Below are 19,038 nucleotides of genomic sequence, written 5' to 3' on the forward strand. Positions count from 1 at the left end.
ACTAATTTAGCAAAATGAAGACGAAAGCCCTCATAAAAGATCAAAGCAGATTACTGTTCAACCGGCACGGCGTGATGAACATAACCTTACGGGATGTAGCGAAAGAGAATAAGAAGAGTTACGGAAATGTTACCTATCACTATCCAACCAAAGAGGATGTGATTATGGAATTACACCAGGACATGAATGCCGAGTTAACCGCTCTTCAAAAGCCTACTTCCCAGGAGGATCTGTTGGTTTATTTCCTGACTCTGCCATCCATAAGTTATGCGATAACCTTGAAGTATTTATTTTTCAGTATCGACTTTATTGAGATCAAAAGAAATTTCCAGAAGGTATATGCAGAGGCTATGAAAGCCGCTGAAACCAGGAAAGAAAGCTGGCTGCAATTACTGAATAAGCTAAATGAACAAGGTCATTTTAAAGAAGAAATGAGCGATGAAGATCTCCATTACATCATGTACCTAAGCGGAAGTGCCCGTACAGCTTATTTCCAAATGTACCCTTCGGATGTTTACAATGAAAAGGCTTATTGTCAGATGGTTAATAGGCTATTGAAGCCTTATTTGAGTGATGGTGGCATGAAGGTCTATGATGGGGTTATGGCGACGTTTTAGTTCCTTTAATTGAACCATTTTCAACAACCGATTATTAGAAATGATGGGTTTGTCGTAAATGCAAACTATGGCGATTAGGGATTACGCCAGGTTAGAAGTTGGCGTTTTCTAATTTTTCCATTAGTTCATGGTACTTATTATCCTCTGATTCTCCCTCTTTATTGACATCAAACTGATTCATTAATCCCCAAACAATGTGACCAACGACTAATTTTTTCTGCTCCTCATCTGTGATTTTATTGATTCTTTCAATTACTAAGTCCGGATTGCAATTAAAGCATTCTCCAATTGAGAATGAAGGCATTTCATTTGCAGAACCTTTGTCTGCCCACATTGTCTCAAAGAGCCTGTCAATTATGATAATGTCTTTGGTGGAACAAAAAAAATCAGGAATTACGTGGAGAATTGGATCGTATTTTGTTTCGCTATAATATTCTAATTCTCTCCTGGTCCTTCGGTAAGCGATGCTATCCTTTGCTTTCCAGGCATCTGTGAAGTTATCAGCTAAAGTTCTTTGTTTGTCGAGTACCTGAAATACAATTTCCTTAAGTGTGTCATTGTCCAGGTTTTTAACTTCTTGAATTTTACTCTTGTTGATAAAGCCTTCGATTTGTTTTCCTTTCCAAGCGGTTACTTCTACCCAGTTGGAATTCCTGTCAGGTTTGAAGTAGAAGAACTCCTTATTAAATATTGTATCAAGAATGTCAAAGTCAATTCCCGGTCCACTACGGACATATGTAAATCCGTCCGAGTCACTAATAATAGCGGGACTATTTTGCGCAAACATTTCTATGGAAAAGAGATTCAAAAAGATCAATAGGTATGGTTTGAATTTTGCCATTTTTGATTATCAATTCTTTTGTACAAAGGTATTTTAATCACTTCCCAACCGAACAATAAGACAGAAACCTAAACTTCCCATTCTCCAAAGCTTCAACGCTGCAGAAAAACGTGTCTTTTGAATGAAGATTGAGGATCAAGAACTCATCAACGTAATTGTCATGAACATTTACGCCCCTACTTAACCGGTATTTAGTAGAATCCATCTTATCCATGAATTGGTCAAGACCATCTTTGGTCAGGGTCAGATAGAAGTATCGATTTATAGGTGACCCTTTTCTAAACCCTTCTTTATAGTTCGGATCGTTGTTCCACCAAATTCGATTGTACATGCTGTCAGGCATATCAAGAGGGGCCATTTCTTCTTTTACTTCAGTTACTTGGGTATCCGGAATTTGAATTATTTCTTCTTCTTCGAGTTCGAGGAAGGTCATATCTCCGTCTTGGTATAAAGTATTCTCAGTAGGAAATTCTGTTTGATAATAATCCAAGGTATCTTTTGTCTTCTTACCCAACAAAACAACATCCACGCCGGGCATCCAACGATAGCCATCACTCACCAAATCATATCCGGTAATGGAGTGATCAATTTCAAATGGATGCCGCTCGATCTTCTTTAAACCGGTAGAACAACCCATCAAAGTGAATAGAAGGATTAGTAGGGTAGGGTACTGGATCAATTTTAGGAGTTCTATCTTTCTCATTATTGCCTTTGACCGGTGGTTTCAAATGTGCTGAATTTGCCAATCCTAATCCCAATCAATGCCTAATCACCACCTTCTGAGTTATAGTCTCCGTACCCTGTTGAATTCTTAGAATATAAAGCCCATTCTCCAGGGAAGAAACATCCAATGAGGGATGGTCTGAATTTAGCTGAGATTCCATGGTTTTCTTTCCGGTTAAATTGAACAAGGTTGCCTGCCATGGCTCATGGTTCAACCCGCTCAGGTAAAGGCGATCGCTGGCTGGTTTTGGATATGATTTTATGGAAGGACGGGTGGTTTCAACTAGAGAAGTGGTCGTGGAAGGAGCGGTAAGTATGATAAATTTTTTCGCGGGAACACCATGAACGGAACTCGACCGGGTTTCCACCTGACCAGTGTGTACGTCTATAAGGCAGAGGTCTTTAGAATTACTGACGATAAGCTTTTTGGCTTGGCTGTCGTACACATCAGAATAAGCATCGAAAATTTGACTTCCGAAAGCCGTTTGATTAAGGCTATGTTTTTCGGTAAATGAATTGGAGACATAATCGTATTTGGCGAAGGAGTTTTGTCCGTTTGAATCCAGAAAAACAGCATAAAAGATGTCATCATATTCATCGTAATGGAACGAAATATGAGCGTTGATCTGCTGTGCTTCCATAGGTAGCGGTTTGGCAGTGGCTATTCCACTGTTCGCATCGATGTTTAAAATGCCTGCATCTCCGTAAACCAGGAAGCTGTTGTTTCGAGTGTCAAACGTCGCTGTATAGGCACTATAAATGAACGGAGGGAAAACAAATACCCCATTGACTTCGGAAATACGGGTGGCGTTTATCAAAGTACTTGTCTTTATATCGTATTCAGCCACCCATCCTTCAGATTTATCATTCTGATACAGGGTATAAATACGATCTTCAGCCTCATCATACTTCATACAAAGAGTGTTGAGGCTTCCCAAGGGTGGATAAGGCCAGTTCCTGGAACTTACCTTTCCTGTTTTTACGTCAATATGAACGAGCCCAGTATCGGTTTTGGTTACCAGAATACCCGATTTCCAATTCAATACCAAAAAATCGGCAGTAATGACAGCTGGTCGGGGAGTCAAAATTCGATCTTGACGTATGGAATTTTCTACATAATGCCATTCAGCAATAGAATAAGAATAGTCTGCTCCGAAGTCTGTTGTGTCATAAAGGATGTAGCTCCGTTGAGCTTGAGCGTGTGAGTAAGTGAATAGTAAAATGAATAGGAGGCAGTAAACGGTTCGCATAGTGGTCATTGATTTGTTGGGTAAATGATTGTTTTTCAGACTTGTTTCGTGCAATATATATGCCAGAAGCTGAGGGCTTAATTGAGGACCATCAAATCAGGTGTTGGGCCTCTTAGTTTTGAATGGTTTCCGAATGAAGGATATTGCATGGAGCGTATTTGTACCGAGCTTTTTGCGTGCGAGGTCTTTTTTGTGGCTGTAATGGATTCAGGTTAGTTGGAATGGTTGATTTCGTAAGAAAAAGATTTACCCAAAGGGAGGTGGCAGACTCCTAAGTTGTTCTTGGCAATTTGAATTACCAATTTTCTTTTACACCCCTTACTCGGTCTACAAAAGTCGAAGCGTCAATTTCATGGGTTCCAAATCTTTCTCGGAATCGTTCGGCTATCCTATTTACCCAGCTTGAATGCTCGTCTAATCCTTCAGCCTTAGCTACGTCTATAGCAAAGTTATTGTCGTTGTAATAGTCCATTTTCGAAATTTGCTCGAAACTATCCGGAGGAATACAGAATCCCCATTTGACACAAAGGTCAACCAGGAGATAAATCAATTCTCGCTCCATGGCGGGTGTATCTTTGGGTACTTTGAATCCCATTCTGTCTAATGGTGCCTAATGTTTCGTACAAAGAAAGCAGGAATCGTAGGAGCTTTATTGCTTGTATACCTTGTTCGCAGTGGTTTTGGTTAAGAGGTAGTACATTCCCGATTGTAACTCAGAAATGTCAATATCTGCTATGCCTTGGTCCTTGCCTCTGGTGATAGTAATCCCTTTTGTGATCTTTTCTCCCAGGCTATTAAAAAGGATGATTTGCTCCAATTCCAAATGATCAGCTTTCACGGTGAATTTCTCTTGGGTCGGATTGGGGTAGATATCAACTGATGAATTCTGAAGCTTTTCCAGGTTAACGCTTCTGACCATGGAGTATTTATACTGTCCATCAAAATCAGTTTGCTTGAGTCGATAATAGGAAAGACCGTCATATGGGTTATTATCAACGGACGCATAATTCAATAATGTGGAAGAATTTCCAGCTCCATCAGCCTTGGAAACTTCAAACCATTTTACTGCGTCTTTTGACCGTTCTACGGTGAAATAATGGTTGTTGATTTCGGTAGCAGTTTGCCAGCTAAGTTCAACGACAGAGTTAGGTCCACCTTTAGCATGAAATACGATTAGTTCTACGGGTAGGGGAGTCTGAGCTGAATTGATCGAGCCAATGGTAAAATGATCGTTATTGTCAATATCTACTCCGGTCCATTCGTAAACGTTACTGCCCAATGAAGTAGGCGGGCCAAGAATGGTCGCTCCGGAACTATAGGTTCCATCAGCATCGATAAGAAGTCTTAGATCGCTGGTGGTAATGGAGCCGGGAACCCCAGATAAATCAAACCTAACGGTGGTTGTTCCGACCTCTCCGGTTTCACTCGCCGACCAATCACGAGCAAGTCTGGCCTGAATGGTAGCGGGTAGGTCTGTTACTCCTGTTGCACTCAAAGCTTCATTGTTATGCCCCCAAATTAAAAACTCGCTGTTGTCTAAATCGTTCGCTGCCAACATTCTAACAATACCAGAACCTTGAGCCTCAGTATGATTCGATCCATCTGAGGCTTGTCCAATCCCAGCCACTTCGTAATCGTAGTCACCATTATCATCCTCATCGTAAACATCATTGGATGTCAAGGCTATGTTGTATTTGGCAGAAAGGTAATTGTGCACAATGATGGATTGAGCATCGTTGAGCGAAAAGTTATATTGGATTAATTCGGCATAGTCTCCGCCAAATTCTCTTCCATCCCCAGAATTGAGCACAGCAAGGGTAAGGTTTGCCGATGAGTTAAGAACGGTAGTAGATGATTCAGTGGATGTTTTAACCAATGTGCCCGCACTTGATATGGTTGACCTGGAAGCGGCGGCCAAAGAACCATCATAATTGAAATTTAGTAGATAATTGGTTGAGTTAGAAAATGTAGTTGGACTCGTATTGAATCTATTATTACCCGTGTTAATATCAAGGGTCAAGGTATTGCTTCCGAAAAAGAACCAGGTATAGGCATAGTCTGAACTACCATAACTAATGCGCTTGCCTAATATGGGACGGGGTGTTCCGTCCAAATTTGAGGGCCTCACTACGGCAAAATAGGTGAGCCCGGAAGAATTATCCAATAGGGCATCATCCAGAATGGTCATCGTATCCACAACCCCGTCAAATCGAACTGCGGGCATACTATTCATAGAGCTACTTGCCACATAAAGTGGTCGCCCAGTTCCTCCGGAATTACCATCGTTAGAGTTACCTGAAGAATCATCCCAGGTATCGATAGGATCGGTATCGGATAGATTTAGACTATTTGCCTTTAACCACAAACCATTGGAGGTGGAGTTGCCAACTCCCCCTGGTCCAGTTTGAGACATCGCAGTCCCAACACCAGCCATGGCCAGAATAATTAAGAGTAGAATTCTCATTTTGTCAATCCCCATCAACGATTTTGCAAACAGCTGTGAGGAATTGAAGTTTATAGTTTGCGATCAGGTACATAAGTGGCTTTTGAAAGCGTAATTATTCCCTACGCGTAATAGGGAAACTTGTTTCAATTCTGAGCATTGATTAAGCCATCAGCTTGTGTAGTCGTATTCTTGATGGCTATTGCACTTAATCTAAGCAGAGTCTCTCAGGTTACAATCAATTACCTTTAGCGGTAATTAGGGGAGAGTGTATGCTCCCATTTGATCATTCATTTACACGCAATTATGGAAATCCTAAGTAGAATTCTGGTCGGGCTCATTGCACTGATCCATTGCTACATCCTATTCTTTGAAATGTTTGCCTGGGAGACAAGGGGGCGAAAGGTGTTTAGGAAATTTCCGGAAACCCTCTTTGGTCAGACTAAGGAACTGGCGGCCAATATGGGATTGTACAATGGTTTTTTAGCGGCCGGACTCATTTGGACCTTTTTCATTGAAAATGCGGAGTGGCAAATCAACGTCTCTTTGTTTTTTCTGAGCTGTGTGTTCGTGGCTGGTGTGTATGGAGCAATTACCGCAGAGAAAAAGATATTTTATGTACAAGCCCTTCCAGCACTCATCGCACTATCTCTTATCTCCATGACCTTTATTTAAGGGTTGCTAAACGACCTTCAAAACACATTAATTACCCATTACTGGCAAATAAAAAAAGGCCAACATCAAATGATGCCGGCCTTTTAGTATAAAACCCGATCCTGCGCAACAATAGGATGGGGAGGCAGTTATGGACCGTCCTTTTAATCTAATCTATACGTACCACCTTAAGGGTTTGCAACAAATGACCGGACTCTGAAATTCGAACGAGATTTACTCCTTTAGCAAGCGCTCCCACTGGAAGTTCCAGTGCCTCTGATGGTTCCCAGGTTGTTTTGTAGACCAGGCGTGAGCTGCTGTCAAATATGCGTACCTCTGAAGACTGCTCGGATACTTTACCGGTTGTTATTTTCCAAGATGATTGTCCTGCCTGTATAAGAGAAGGGGTAGCGGTATATAGGTTCTCGTCATTCCGCGTTTCTGCTTCCACCACGGCTACTGCGCCGCGTGAACCATCACCATGAGCATCTAAACAAGGGTACTCATTCATCCATACCGGCCACATGTAATCCTCTTGCAATGAATCTCTTAAATCCAATACCGGATCTAATCTCTCGGTAAACCAAGTTGGAGTAAAATCAATAAACTGGGTGTGATCAATAGTCATGTCGCAGGTGCGACCGGCAGGATCGGTTTTGATTACATGAACATTTTCAAAGGCTCCGTTGGGGTAGTAGTTCCAGATGCTTCCAACTTGGTAGTTCCATCCCCAGCGATCGGTTATGTGGAAACCGCTGTGCCCTTGATTCTGATTGATGGAAAACTTGTGAAACCAGGATTCATCCAGAGTATTTCGCTCGATTTTCATCAGCATTTGACTGGGGTAGGGAGGTCCGGTGTAAATACATTCTCCGGTCCAGCCATTGAGAATGTAGTCCCCATCAGGGGCCAGGGTAATATTATTGGGGTAGTTTTCGCAGGAGTGCCAATAGTACCGGGCACGCATTCCAGAAAACAACTCATCGAACTTGAGGATAGCAAGGCCAGATACTTGATCCGGATCGGGGTTGAGTACGGTGTTTTTTTCCTGATAAGCCAACACCAGGCTGTCTCCGTCCCATAGAATACTTCCGTGGTCGGGATTAGGATTGGCTACTGTAATCCATTGCATGTCAGACAGTAGATTTCCATTTTCATCAATCAGAAAGGTCCACATGTAGTATTCATGATAGGGAAACTGAATGTCTTTGTTTCCTGCTACAGCAATCACCCGCTGGTGGTGGGTAGGAGACTCGAAAGAAGTGAGCGACCAGGCATTGTCCTGAATTTGAGCGTTGGAACCGTAGGCAGCCCGGTTGGCGTCTGTGTAATAGTTCTTCCACAGCAGGGTGCCGTTTTCATCCATTTTGAGCACACAAATGTTTTTGTCGTAGCGATAGGTCGTATCGGGAGAGCCCGAGCTAAAACTGATGTAATAGTTTTCCTGTTGGCCATGAGGGGCGTAAGGATCATACACCCGGATGGCGTCCAAATTGTCGAAACTCCAACCACCCATAAACATGGCACTGGGGTGCAAAAAGCGGGTGGCCCATTGCTGAGATAGGTTGTTATCGTATTTGGTGATTTCCAAATGATCGTAGTATTGAGAGATGTGCAGGAAGCCATTGTCGTGGGTTTCCAGAAGTTTTTCCACCGAATTGGTAGTGTCCTTTTGGATGGATTGCAAAACCACTCCGTTACTATCCGTCTTCACAATCAAGACGTTGGTGATGTAATTGGCCTGCCTGCGAATAGTATCAGGACCCATGGCAATAAATACGAGTTCTTTTTCCGTGGAGTCGGTCAATTGAATGATGTTGCCACCCTGCATGGAATATCCGGGGCGTTCATAAACCGTGTTGAAGGGCGTTGTTTGAGCGATGGCGAGGGTGCTTACCCATACTCCAAGCCAAAGTATTAGTAGGTGTTTTTTCATCTCAATTCGTTTTAAATTTTTAATAATCAGTGTGTTGAATTTGACGCATCTCAACGAATTTAGAGTGGTGAAACGCTTCCTTTTTAGGCCAATGAGTAACTGTGGAATTTTGCCTGTAAGTGTGGAAAATGTGGGGTAAGTGCAATCTTTAGAAACAACAATCTTTAGCATTCCCAGTTCTAAACAATCAAGAACCTTTCGCTACCTTAGCCACCGGCATTAAGACGTGGGAGTTCCGATGACAATCGAATGAAAATTGACCCTTTAGCCTGATCATTGAAAATTGAACAAATGGTTTTAAACCAAGAAAGCATAAGACAGTTTACCAACCTCGAGCTTTTTGCCCGGGAAGTGGTAGAGGGATTTTTAACGGGTCTGCACAAATCGCCATACCACGGGTTTTCGGTCGAGTTTGCAGAACACCGCCAATACAACAGCGGTGAGTCCATTCGCCACGTAGATTGGAAGCTGTACGGAAGGACGGAAAAGCTATTTGTCAAAAAATACGAGGAAGAAACCAATTTGCGCTGCCAGTTGGTGATCGATACGTCGTCTTCGATGTATTTTCCTTTTCACAACGATCAGGCGGAGCCAGGTAAACGGAATAAGCTGGATTTTGCCATTCATGCCGCGGCCGCTCTTTCTTACCTGTTCAATCGTCAGCGCGATGCTGTAGGGTTAACCACTTTCAATAACCAGATTGATGTACACATGCCAGCTCGGGGTTCCATGAGTCACCGCAAAAGAATGTACGGTGAGTTGGAATCTGCCTTGGATTATTCCTCGCACGATCAGCATTCCTTTTTGGTTGATTGCCTGCACGAAGTGGCGGATAGTATTCCCCGTAGATCTTTAGTCGTACTCTTTAGCGATATGTTCGATAATTCGGGTGAGAGCCTGGATGAATTGTTTTCAGCCATTCAGCACTTACGCCACAACAAACACGAGGTAATCGTATTCAACGTATTGGACCGAAGCAAGGAGCGCGAACTCAATTTTGAAGATCGTCCTTATCGATTTGTAGATCCTGAAACTGGTGAAGAGGTGAAGTTGAATCCCTTATCCATCCGAAAGAACTACCAAAAACACATGGAAGAATACCAGCACCAGCTGGAACTGAAATGTGGTCAGTACAGTGTAGATTACCAGGAAGTGGATATCAACGAAGGATTCGAGCCTGTTTTGCTCGCCTACCTGGTGAAAAGAAGTAAACTGCCTTAAATTCGGATTATCCGAAAATAAGCAACAGGGCAACGCCTACAATTGCAATAGCTGTATAAACGATTGAAAAACTAACCGCTCCGCCGTCTTCGTAGGGTGCTTCTGGTAAATTGTCGTGTGCCATTTTTTTGCTGTTGTTTACTGGCCGCTAAATTAATCCAAGTATTTGATTCGGTTGTCGACCTATTCGGAGTTTTTCAACAACGCTATTTCAATTTGCTGATCCACAGGATAAGTAGGAAGGCAACGAAAGAAAAAAGTAGGATGGTTAAGCCAAATAAAATGAAGTTTTGCCAGTCCATTTCGGCGTTTTCTTCATAGGCATTCATTTGATTTTCGTTGGGCCCGGATTCCATTACCCGTTGTATTTGGGCAATTTCCTGAGCACGCTCCTGCTCGTAGATGCTGTCTTTGTAGCGGGAATGTTCTTTTAAGTAATGGTAGGCTTGTTCCTGGTCTCCTCTCGAAACGGCTATTTTGCTCAACAGATCATAATTCTCGGAAATGTACTTAATGGTGCCAGCTTGTTTAGCCAGATCTAAACTGGCAAAGGCCATTTCTTCGGCTTTTTTCAAATCTCCCAAATTGTACAGGGAGGTAGCAATGTTTCCGGAGGCAATGCACTGACCATATATATCGTTTAGCTGCTGGTCGATTTCGAGGGTCTTGTTGTAGTAATGCAGAGACTGGCGGTAGTCGTGCAACTTGGAGTAGAGGTAGCCAATGTTGTTGTAATCAGCGCTGATGGATCTCAAATCCTGATTCAGTGAATCAAGCTCCAGTGCTTTTTGGTAGTAACGCATCGACATTTCATACTTCCGCATGTCCATGTAAATGTTGCCGATATTGGTGTAGCTCGCCGTTAGGGTAGTGGAGTCGCCCAATTCTCGCTTTAGATTGAGGGATCGTAGGTTGTACTCCAGGGCCAATTCAGTGTTGTTCAGTTTTTCAAACACCACAGCAATGTTGCCCAGTACAATGGCCTGTTTGTCCTTTTGCTCTGCCTTGCTATACAATTCATAAGAATGGTGCAGGTTCTTTAGGGCATTGGTATATTGATTCGTTTCAATCTGGTAATTGGCCAAATGCAGAAATGCTCGTCCATGCAAATCTGGAGGAAGCTGATTGTTAAGCTGATTTATGGCTTTTACAGATTGGTTGATGGCTTCATTCAGTTCCCCGGCATAGTAGTATTCCATCCCCAGGGCCAGATAGGTCTCAATGAGTTCGGACTTTTGATCTACTTCAAGCAACTGACCAATTCGATTTTCCAGGCTGTCGAGGGTAGTCGAAAAGCTCGAAAGCGTGAAACTGAGCAGTGCCAGAATAAAGAGTCCTTTGCGTATATGGGCGTTGGGATTCACAGGGAGGGCAAAGTAAACTATTAAAAAGGTGATAACTCTATTTAATTCAACGGCCGGTTGATTAAATTGTTCTTCCGTTCAGCGGTATTTTGTACACTTTAACGCTATCTTGCACGCCGAATGAAAAAATCGGCGCTGCTTCTCATTTTCATGGTCTGTCTTTCGGCCTGGGCACAACAGCCTTCTGATCCTTTCGATTACGAAAATCCAAACCTCAACTATTTGGAGTTTCTAACCTGGAATGAGATCAATGAACTGCGCCAACAAAAGGGGCGTGATAACCTCGCTCCCGATTCGCTCTTGCTTCTGGCTGCCCGGGATCATGCTGGTTACATGGATAGGACGGGTAAGCAAAGTCACTTTCAAAAAGGGGAGAAGGCCAAGTCGGATCCACAGCGCCGCATTGAATTTTTTGGGTGTGCCCATGTATTGGCCGGTGAGAACATTTTATACCTACCTGCAGAGCCCAATATTCAAGTTCGATTCAAATCGGGAAACAAGGAGCTAAAAAGCTATCAGGATTATGCCCAAGCCATGGCCGATGTGTGGAAGAATTCGAAGCCGCATTATGCCAACATTCTCAGCCGGGATTATAGCATTGCAGCTTTGGCTCTGGCTTACAATGCCGAGACCAAAAGTTTGTACGGCGTTCAAGTGTTTGGGCAAATAACCGGGATTCATCCTCAAACCCAAACGAACAACGACTTCCCGTATTTCGATCCACCTGTCGTTCAAAAAAAAAACTAAAGTCCTTTGATATTCCGGTTCAGCGCCGTTACATCAAAGGTCTAAAATCACCTACTGAAGCCAAGGATTGCTCTCGACAAGCACGTAAGAAGTTGGAAGGTATGGACCTTTCGCTCACGGTGACCCGTGAAGAGGTGTTACTCTGTGTGTACGATCTGTTTGCCTTTCGCAGCTTGTTTCGCTCTTCAAAAGATGGATTAACGGCTGAATTGGTTTCCTTCGATAATCAATACTCCTGTGACGAGGCCTATGAACCCAAACCCAATACACGTAACGGTAAGAGCATTGTAGACGGAATGTTGCTTCCACCAATATACCGCAACAACATTGAGAAACAGGTAATGGAGCTTTATGAAAAAGCCCGTAAACGTCCGAAAACCAAAGGGGAGAAGACCTGCCACTACCTGAGATTGGGCGCCACCCCAGAAGGAATGAGCGATTTTCCTTTGGAGGCGAAACTTCACTTTATCAACAACAAGGTACTTTGTAGCGAACTCAATTTCTACAGCTATTGCGGGTCTTTACCCAATGTGGAGGCTCCCAAACTCGAATTAGTACTCGATTTGCGTAGTGATGGGGTAAGACCGAATCGCAAAACCACAACCGTACACGCGGAAGTCGAATTTCCAAAAGGAAAGGTAGACTTTGATACGGATCAACTTTCGGCCATTGTAGGTTTCATGAAAAACCAGGAGGTTAAAGTTCAAAGTGTTTATCTACAGGCTTTTGCATCCGTTGAAGGAAGTGCCAGTGAAAATGAACAGTTGTTTACAGGAAGGGCAAAGTCTTTGGTGAAGTACCTACAAGGTTTCCAATCGGATAGCATTTCATACGAGGTAAAATCTCAGGAGAATTGGGACCTTTTTTACAAACAGTTGGAAGGCAGCGATTTTCTCCATTTGAAACGCAAAAGCAAAGAGGAAATCAAAAAATGGCTGAGGGTTGAAGAAAATCGGTTGGCCGTGGAGCATCTTTTGGCTGAGCAGCGTAAAGCCTTGGTCACCATTCGGGTAAAACCCGTGGAGTCTGATCTGTGGGACTGGATGCTGCTACGGGATGAATGGCTTGATAAGGTACAGCGCAAAGAACTGAAGCAAGTAGATCGATTGAGACAAGTGCAGCGTTACCTCATTCGAAATCGAAATCATGTTCCGGCTGAATTGCGTTTGGCATTTGATACCTTACTTCCTCCACAAGGAGAAGGGTGGGAGTACTTTTGGTATACCCAATCCATCTATCGCCAGCAGTATGGAATAGGCGGGCCCAGTGCTACGTTGGCCAATAAGCTCAAAGACATGAATCCCATTTTGGTTTCCAAAGAAGCCGATTACAACCTGAAAGTCCTTTTGAGTAGAGATCTGGAAATACTTGAAGCTCCGGATCGTATTGCTTTAGCACAAAGCCTTATCAATGAAGGCAAAGGTTGGTTGCCGGATTCGGTGCAGCAAAAGCTCGATGTTTGGTTCCACCTCGAAATGGCTCGTCTGGTGTTTTTATCACAGGATGAAGAGGATTTGACAAAGGCCGATCCTTCACTGGATTATTTGGAAATGAACTACCTGCAAATCGATAGTAGCGATAGTCGTCGCTTGGATTTGGCTTCTATGATGCTCGCCTTTGGCCGGGTCAATCAGGCTGACTCTTTAATTCAGCCTTTAGTAGAGGCAGATGAGCCGAATCTCCAAGCCTTGAGGTTGTATCTAACGGCAATTGCACCAGTGCTTTATGAGCATAGAGAACCCGCACTTGCCAGCTTACTACTGGAGTCCTATGAAAAATTGGGTCCGAAGAATTGGTGTCGTTTGTTTATCGGTAAGTGTAAAATTCCACTGCACGTTCTGGATCAACCCGGACTCCGCAGTTTGTACTGTGAGTCGTGTTCTGGAATGATTAATTCCCAGCCTGATTAATCGTTAGCTCATAGAGCTTCTTACCCGTACTGGAATAGTAGGTAATCAACAGTTGACGCTGCCCCCATTTTCCACTGAGCTCGAGCGTGGCAAAGTTGCGTTCCAAAATCAAACTCGATTCCAGGCGTAAGGGGTTTTCTTCCTTTAGTGTGGAATGGGCCCTGGAAGTGAGCGGTGATACGGTAACATCATAAATGCTTTGTCCGTTTTTCAAATCCAACTTACAAACTTCGCTATGGTGACGATCTCCAGTCAAAAACACTACATTCTTGATGTTTTCCTCTTCGATTCTGCGGATAAGGTACTCTCTTTCCTGAGGGTAATTGGCGTGGTTTTCATACACCTGGGTAGGGTTGAGAAACTGACCACCGGTAACGACGAATTTAAAACTCGATTTACTGAACTTTAGGGCATCAATCAACCATTCCACCTGTTGTTTACCCCAAATAAAACTGCTGTCTTTTTTGTATTGAGGAGTGCGGTAGTAACGGTTGTCCATCAAAAAGAATTCGCAATCGTTGTAGGAAAAGTTCCCGGTTACACCCGGTAAGTCTTGCAGGCCGTAAGAAGGGTTGGCCCAGAAATCTTTAAACACTTCAAGTGCTCGTTCCTTGTAAATAAAACTTCGATCTGCATCATTGGGGCCGTAGTCGTGATCGTCCCAAATGGCGTAATGGTGGGTTTGGGCCAGAAAGGGTTGTAGCTCTTCTAATGATCGGGTATGGGTGTTGCGGTAATGCATTCCGGTTAAGGTGGTGTAATCTGCTTCGCGGTAGTAGGTATTGTCGCCCAACCAAAGCATCATTTCCGGGTGCATCCGGTTCATCGTTTTAAAAATGTGGTAGTCTCCACCATACGGTTTACCGGGACGATCGTATTCTTCTTCTGAAATAAACGCACAGCTTCCGGTAGCAAACATAAACTCAGGTGGATCAGTACGCCATTGCCACAGACTCTGAGCTTTGAAGGTACAGGGATAGGTAGGCGAGAAGGTGGTTCCATTGACCAGCACCCGGTATTCGTATTGCATTCCTGGAGTTACCTGATCGGCTATCAAGTGAGCGGTAAAGGCATGTTCTTGGGTAGTTTTTACCGGTTGGCTATGCAGCCAATTCGAAGCCGGGTCCACCGATCGATATTGCAACACTACTTCAGCTGGAGCAACGGTTTGTATCCAAACCATTACTTCCCTCATTTCCGAGTAACCCACCATGGGGCCAGACTTTACGAGGTTTGACTGGGCCTGAACCTGTGTTAAGAAAACCAGGCTGAAAAGAATTGAAAATAGGGTGTATTTCATGGGGTCAAACTTAAAACAGCTTGGGCAATCGTTTGTAATCAAATTGCCATTCCTGCGTTAATCCTTCTTATCTTCTTTATGCTTGGCCCCAATGGGAATTCCCAGATGAAAGCTAAACAGTGTATTTCGATGATCGGCAAAGCTGGAATCCTTATAAATGTTGGATGCACCGTAGTAGAAGTGCCCACCAAAGGTCATTCCATCTTTACGCGGAACTTTATAACCCAAACCAATACAAATTCCACCATCAAATCGATTCATGCTATCGATTATATCACGATCAAATTGCAGTTTTCCAATCTCACCACTTTGCTCAAAGTGATCTGTGGCCGAAGTCAACAACATGAACTGAGGCCCCAGTTCGGCATAAAATCCCTTGTAGTAGTAAGCTCGAAACAACAGCGGGACGCTGAGGTAGCGTAAATCTCTTCGCACGGTAGCTTCATTGAGTGATTGATCCAAAATAGTATCCCCAGTAGGATAGGGCGATAGTCGGGCTCCTCCTGCTGGATACAGCATCATAATCGAGGGGCTAAACCAGATTTTTTCCTTGATTTTTAGATTGAAATACAAACCAAAATTGGCCCCAAACCGATAGTGGTCTTGAAAATAGTCCAATGAACTTCCGTTGAGTCCAACATTCAGACCGAATTCTACTTTTTCAGAATTCAGTTTATCGCCAAACAAGAGGGCGATCAGAATTTGACCAGATGCCAACTTGACCATAAAGACCAGGACAAGAACTACCAGGATTCGACGCAAAAGAGCCATGATGCAAAAGGGGATTTAGATTTACGCAAACGAAGGTAGGTGATTTCTATGCCGAATGGAAGGCCCGAGAAGGCCTGAATTAAAAAGGTATAAATCCCTTGCTTTTGTACTCCATCTGAGGGCATATTTCCTTTATTTTGTCTCACTTTCAAACACACAGTGAATGGCCCTTTTTTCTTCTGTTAGAGGCAATCGAGTTCAGGTTCGAATGATTCGAGACCTGGTTGTTTTTTTATCCGTACTCATTGGAGTAGCGGGTTGGCTCATTTATGCAGAAGGAGGCGAGGTGAGAGAAGAGGTGATGGAAACCAACACCACCCGAGTCACCCAGAAGGCCCATTCGGAGTTTTTGGGCTTGATTGAATCCTACCGCAGAACCATACACCTGATGAGATCATGGGGAGAAGTAGGTGAACTTTCTCCTGCAGACACGGCTGGTTTGGTTAGAAAAATGGGGCCCTTGCTTCAGGAAATTCCAGGACTGCGCTCCTTCCGTTTTGCCGAACCGGATGGTTATGGAGTTTGGCTGATCAAGCAGGAGGCTGGCATTGACATTGGAGTTTTTACCTCCTTCGGAAAAGATCCCTGGCATTGGTATCAGGTTGATTCCAAAAACGAAGTGAAGCCTATAGATCGTGACTTTAGCCCAGATTGGACCTATGCGTCCTGGTTAACAGGAGCCTTAAATTTGGATACCTCGAGTCGGGTTTACTGGTCTCCGCCAGAAATCAATTTGCTGTATGATGAGGCTCAAATTTCTGTTTCCGGAATTTGGCATCCTCCGGGAAGTCGCGCCCGATCGGTGGTGGCGGTTGATATTTGGTTGAGCGATGTTCACCACATGCTCAATGAGTTGGAAGTATCTCCCAATGCCCAGGTTTTTCTCTTTGACAGCACGGGCAATGTATTGATTCCCGGTCGTAAAATCGATCGGAGTCAGGAAGGGTGGAGAAAACAGGTTTTCATCTCTCCGGAGTTTACGGATGACGTGGTGCTCGAAAAGTTATTGACTCAATTCCCATCGCGCAATCCAGATAATCCCTTTCTGGTGACCCGCCAACAGCAGAAAAATTGGTGGTTTGGGTTTCAAAAGCTGAATGCTTCACGTCAGGGATTGTATTTAGGCGTTGTGCTCCCTGAATCGGATTTCATTATGGAGATCAATTCGGGAGAACGGAAGATTTGGTTTATGTCTCTGGCCTTATTGGTGTTAGGCTCACTGGTGGTGGTTTGGATTGTTCGTCGCTATTCCCGTCAAATCAAGGATTTACCTCAAGTTCATCTGGAAAGTAAAACAGAAGCAGGAGGATTGCTGGAGCTGATAGGTAAGGGGGAAAGCAAGCACCTGGAATTCAAATCCACGGTTCGCTACAACCTACACACCCAAAAGAACGACAAGAACATGGAGAAGGCCTGGTTGAAGGGAATTGTAGGCTTTCTTAATACCGAGGGCGGAATCATGCTTCTCGGTGTTGCCGATGATGGCGAAATTCTGGGCATTGAACAAGATGGCTTTGAGAATGAAGACAAATGCCGCCTGCATATCAAGAATCTGATATCCAAACAAATTGGGGTTCACGTGCTGCGCTACCTATCCATTCGGGTCATAGAATATTTGGGTAAGGAAATCGCTTTGATTGAGTGTGAAGAAGGGAAAGAACCGGTGTATTTAAAAGAGGGGAGTGAAGAGGCCTTTTACATTCGAACAGGAGCAGCAAGTACGAAGCTGTCGGTGGCACAGGTAGTGGATTATGTGAAGGACCACTTCTAATCCTTCAAAGCTCTATTCCTCTTCTGGAGCCTGACCTCTACGATGGAAATTCAAGGCCAATCCGAGCACAAGAGAAAGTCTTTGGTAAACGCTGCTGGTATTGGTTTGCAGTTCGCCCGTGAGGCCATTGTCTGCTAATGGATCTGTGAGACTGATAAGTTGCAAGTCACCCTTGCTTCGGCCAAAGGCATAGTTAACGCCCAACACGATATCGTTGCCATTTTTGGTGATCAATTCTATACCGCCAGAAATGTGGTAGGTATTCCAATAGTTGATCGAGGCCACCCATTTTTCGTTAGGATCCAATTTGTCAAAGTCCATGTAGTTAAAGTCGGTTCTAAATCCGGAAAGAACGGAAACTTGATCATTGAGTTTACGCTCAAGTCCTACTGCAAAGTTTACCAAGGGGCGGTTGGCCGTCCAAACCTGCTGAAATTCACGATTGGCAAATCGCAGGGTCGTATCGGTCACATCCACCGGATCCACGGTTTCATTGAGAGCATAGGGTTCGATGCCTGAGAAAAAAGCAACCCGGAAGGAGTAGATGGTCTTTTCTTCTGCCCATTGCATACCCAAGTCCACAATCCATGGAGACTTGAAGTTGGCATTTACCTTTTCATTGAAATAGGAACTTTGTACCGTGGGTTGACCATCAATATCTTCTTCATAGTGACGCTCCACTGTGGCACTGGATATGACAGGAATTCGCCAACGAGGAGTAGTGATGCTGGCTCCAAGGCTTATTTTATCTCGTTCGGTAGCCACTCCTACCTTCCAAACATTACCAGCATGAAAATGCCTGATTTCCCGGTAAGAACCGGTGCTTCCCACAATTTGAACTCCTGGTACCAAGGTTTGATCCGACAGCAAATTGGTTCGGAGGGAAGTAATGTTGTGCAATTGCCTTAAGGTAAGAAAGGTACTCACCCCAATAGCGAAGTAATTTTTAAAATGAAGTCCAAATCCAACACCAATCCAATCTTCCTTGTTATTGCTCCGGTAGTCAAAATTGCCCTGGTAGTATTCCTTGCCGTCATAAATGCTCAGTACATCATATTGGCCATTGTGCACGGATTTGAGGTCGAAATTGTTCTCGTGAACGCTAAAGGCGGCATAGTTCAAGGTGGCAAAGGGAGCACCTTTAATTTTTAAACCACCAGAAATAAAATTCGGGGTAACCCCAAGCCAGGTTTTACTCAGGTTAATTCCCTGGCCGGCTCCATTTTCAATAAATAGGTTGTCGAGGGTATAAATATCGGTGCTTAAACTAAAGCTTGATTTTTTCATGTAGGCCAGGGCCCCAGGATTGTAATAGACAGCACTGTTGTCTCTTACAGAGGCGGTTACCGCTCCACCAATAAGGGCTGATTTTGATCCGATTTGATTGGACCAATAGTTGGTTTCTTGTCCCAACAATTGCAACCCAGATAACAGAAAGGTGAGGAGTAGAATCGGGAGGCGGATCATGGCCGCAAAAGTAGATCAATTCC

The 19,038-nt window shown here is 43.9% G+C and carries 16 protein-coding genes; 6 read left to right on the forward strand and 10 right to left on the reverse strand.

Going from position 1 to position 19,038, the window contains the following annotated elements; genetic code table 11:
- Positions 1–14 precede the first annotated feature (14 nt).
- Positions 15–617 (forward strand): TetR/AcrR family transcriptional regulator, encoded by a 603-nt coding sequence (locus KFE98_16210; GenBank protein ID UTW61542.1) that lies wholly within the window; start codon positions 15–17, stop codon positions 615–617.
- 91 nt (positions 618–708) lie between these two features.
- Here KFE98_16210 and KFE98_16215 read toward each other — a convergent pair whose 3' ends face one another.
- From KFE98_16215 to KFE98_16235, 5 genes are all read right to left on the reverse strand, one after another.
- Complete coding sequence (locus KFE98_16215) at positions 709–1,458, reverse strand: hypothetical protein (GenBank protein ID UTW61543.1); 750 nt, start codon at positions 1,456–1,458, stop codon at positions 709–711.
- A gap of 37 nt (positions 1,459–1,495) precedes the next feature.
- Positions 1,496–2,161, reverse strand: a complete 666-nt coding sequence (locus KFE98_16220; GenBank protein ID UTW61544.1) for a hypothetical protein — start codon at positions 2,159–2,161, stop codon at positions 1,496–1,498.
- 55 nt (positions 2,162–2,216) lie between these two features.
- A complete protein-coding gene (locus KFE98_16225) occupies positions 2,217–3,431 on the reverse strand; it encodes a T9SS type A sorting domain-containing protein (protein UTW61545.1) in 1,215 nt (404 codons plus the stop codon).
- Between the two features lie 295 nt (positions 3,432–3,726).
- Positions 3,727–4,026, reverse strand: coding sequence for a hypothetical protein (locus KFE98_16230; GenBank protein ID UTW61546.1), 300 nt, complete (start codon positions 4,024–4,026; stop codon positions 3,727–3,729).
- Positions 4,027–4,080: 54 nt separating this feature from the next.
- Complete coding sequence (locus tag KFE98_16235) at positions 4,081–5,910, reverse strand: T9SS type A sorting domain-containing protein (protein UTW61547.1); 1,830 nt, start codon at positions 5,908–5,910, stop codon at positions 4,081–4,083.
- Positions 5,911–6,180: 270 nt separating this feature from the next.
- Here KFE98_16235 and KFE98_16240 point away from each other — a divergent pair, with 270 nt between their 5' ends.
- Complete coding sequence (locus KFE98_16240) at positions 6,181–6,549, forward strand: DUF1304 domain-containing protein (GenBank protein UTW61548.1); 369 nt, start codon at positions 6,181–6,183, stop codon at positions 6,547–6,549.
- A gap of 148 nt (positions 6,550–6,697) precedes the next feature.
- Here the strand turns inward: KFE98_16240 and KFE98_16245 are convergent, their stop codons facing one another.
- Positions 6,698–8,464 carry a hypothetical protein gene (locus KFE98_16245; GenBank protein UTW61549.1) on the reverse strand — a complete coding sequence of 589 codons (1,767 nt, stop codon included), beginning with the start codon at positions 8,462–8,464 and terminating at the stop codon, positions 6,698–6,700.
- Between the two features lie 291 nt (positions 8,465–8,755).
- Between KFE98_16245 and KFE98_16250 the strand changes: the two genes are divergently transcribed.
- Entirely contained in the window at positions 8,756–9,685 is a 930-nt protein-coding gene (locus KFE98_16250; protein ID UTW61550.1) for a DUF58 domain-containing protein, read from the forward strand.
- 206 nt (positions 9,686–9,891) lie between these two features.
- On the opposite strand, the gene KFE98_16255 is transcribed toward KFE98_16250, so the two are convergent.
- Positions 9,892–11,049: a tetratricopeptide repeat protein gene (locus KFE98_16255; protein UTW61551.1), complete on the reverse strand. Its 1,158-nt coding sequence runs from the start codon at positions 11,047–11,049 to the stop codon at positions 9,892–9,894.
- 120 nt (positions 11,050–11,169) lie between these two features.
- Between KFE98_16255 and KFE98_16260 the strand changes: the two genes are divergently transcribed.
- Together KFE98_16260 and KFE98_16265 are read left to right on the forward strand one after the other, a co-directional pair.
- The gene (locus tag KFE98_16260; protein ID UTW61552.1) at positions 11,170–11,796 is read left to right on the forward strand and encodes a CAP domain-containing protein; all 627 of its coding nucleotides are present in this window, start codon (positions 11,170–11,172) and stop codon (positions 11,794–11,796) included.
- Between the two features lie 101 nt (positions 11,797–11,897).
- The gene (locus KFE98_16265; GenBank protein UTW61553.1) at positions 11,898–13,706 is read left to right on the forward strand and encodes a hypothetical protein; all 1,809 of its coding nucleotides are present in this window, start codon (positions 11,898–11,900) and stop codon (positions 13,704–13,706) included.
- On the opposite strand, the gene KFE98_16270 is transcribed toward KFE98_16265, so the two are convergent.
- Together KFE98_16270 and KFE98_16275 are read right to left on the reverse strand one after the other, a co-directional pair.
- Complete coding sequence (locus KFE98_16270; GenBank protein ID UTW61554.1) at positions 13,687–15,006, reverse strand: alkaline phosphatase D family protein; 1,320 nt, start codon at positions 15,004–15,006, stop codon at positions 13,687–13,689. The genes KFE98_16265 and KFE98_16270 overlap by 20 nt on opposite strands.
- Before the next feature lie 57 nt (positions 15,007–15,063).
- Positions 15,064–15,777: a PorT family protein gene (locus KFE98_16275; protein UTW61555.1), complete on the reverse strand. Its 714-nt coding sequence runs from the start codon at positions 15,775–15,777 to the stop codon at positions 15,064–15,066.
- A gap of 163 nt (positions 15,778–15,940) precedes the next feature.
- On the opposite strand from KFE98_16275, the gene KFE98_16280 reads away from it, so the two are divergent.
- Positions 15,941–17,548, forward strand: a complete 1,608-nt coding sequence (locus KFE98_16280; GenBank protein UTW61556.1) for a putative DNA binding domain-containing protein — start codon at positions 15,941–15,943, stop codon at positions 17,546–17,548.
- A gap of 12 nt (positions 17,549–17,560) precedes the next feature.
- Here KFE98_16280 and KFE98_16285 read toward each other — a convergent pair whose 3' ends face one another.
- The gene (locus tag KFE98_16285) at positions 17,561–19,015 is read right to left on the reverse strand and encodes a hypothetical protein (GenBank protein UTW61557.1); all 1,455 of its coding nucleotides are present in this window, start codon (positions 19,013–19,015) and stop codon (positions 17,561–17,563) included.
- Between the last annotated feature and the right edge of the window lie 23 nt (positions 19,016–19,038).

The organism is bacterium SCSIO 12741, assembly GCA_024398055.1.
Classification (GTDB): domain Bacteria; phylum Bacteroidota; class Bacteroidia; order Flavobacteriales_G; family Salibacteraceae; genus SCSIO-12741.

Bases quoted from the DNA above. Each gene is read 5' to 3' on its own strand.
- KFE98_16260 (UTW61552.1), top strand. From the start codon at position 11,170: ATGAAAAAATCGGCGCTGCTTCTCATTTTCATGGTCTGTCTTTCGGCC.
- KFE98_16270 (UTW61554.1), bottom strand. From the start codon at position 15,006: ATGAAATACACCCTATTTTCAATTCTTTTCAGCCTGGTTTTCTTAACA.
- KFE98_16210 (UTW61542.1), top strand. From the start codon at position 15: ATGAAGACGAAAGCCCTCATAAAAGATCAAAGCAGATTACTGTTCAAC.
- KFE98_16280 (UTW61556.1), top strand. From the start codon at position 15,941: ATGGCCCTTTTTTCTTCTGTTAGAGGCAATCGAGTTCAGGTTCGAATG.
- KFE98_16245 (UTW61549.1), bottom strand. From the start codon at position 8,464: ATGAAAAAACACCTACTAATACTTTGGCTTGGAGTATGGGTAAGCACC.
- KFE98_16225 (UTW61545.1), bottom strand. From the start codon at position 3,431: ATGCGAACCGTTTACTGCCTCCTATTCATTTTACTATTCACTTACTCA.
- KFE98_16215 (UTW61543.1), bottom strand. From the start codon at position 1,458: ATGGCAAAATTCAAACCATACCTATTGATCTTTTTGAATCTCTTTTCC.
- KFE98_16250 (UTW61550.1), top strand. From the start codon at position 8,756: ATGGTTTTAAACCAAGAAAGCATAAGACAGTTTACCAACCTCGAGCTT.
- KFE98_16220 (UTW61544.1), bottom strand. From the start codon at position 2,161: ATGAGAAAGATAGAACTCCTAAAATTGATCCAGTACCCTACCCTACTA.
- KFE98_16235 (UTW61547.1), bottom strand. From the start codon at position 5,910: ATGGGGATTGACAAAATGAGAATTCTACTCTTAATTATTCTGGCCATG.
- KFE98_16240 (UTW61548.1), top strand. From the start codon at position 6,181: ATGGAAATCCTAAGTAGAATTCTGGTCGGGCTCATTGCACTGATCCAT.
- KFE98_16265 (UTW61553.1), top strand. From the start codon at position 11,898: ATGGACCTTTCGCTCACGGTGACCCGTGAAGAGGTGTTACTCTGTGTG.
- KFE98_16285 (UTW61557.1), bottom strand. From the start codon at position 19,015: ATGATCCGCCTCCCGATTCTACTCCTCACCTTTCTGTTATCTGGGTTG.
- KFE98_16275 (UTW61555.1), bottom strand. From the start codon at position 15,777: ATGGCTCTTTTGCGTCGAATCCTGGTAGTTCTTGTCCTGGTCTTTATG.
- KFE98_16230 (UTW61546.1), bottom strand. From the start codon at position 4,026: ATGGGATTCAAAGTACCCAAAGATACACCCGCCATGGAGCGAGAATTG.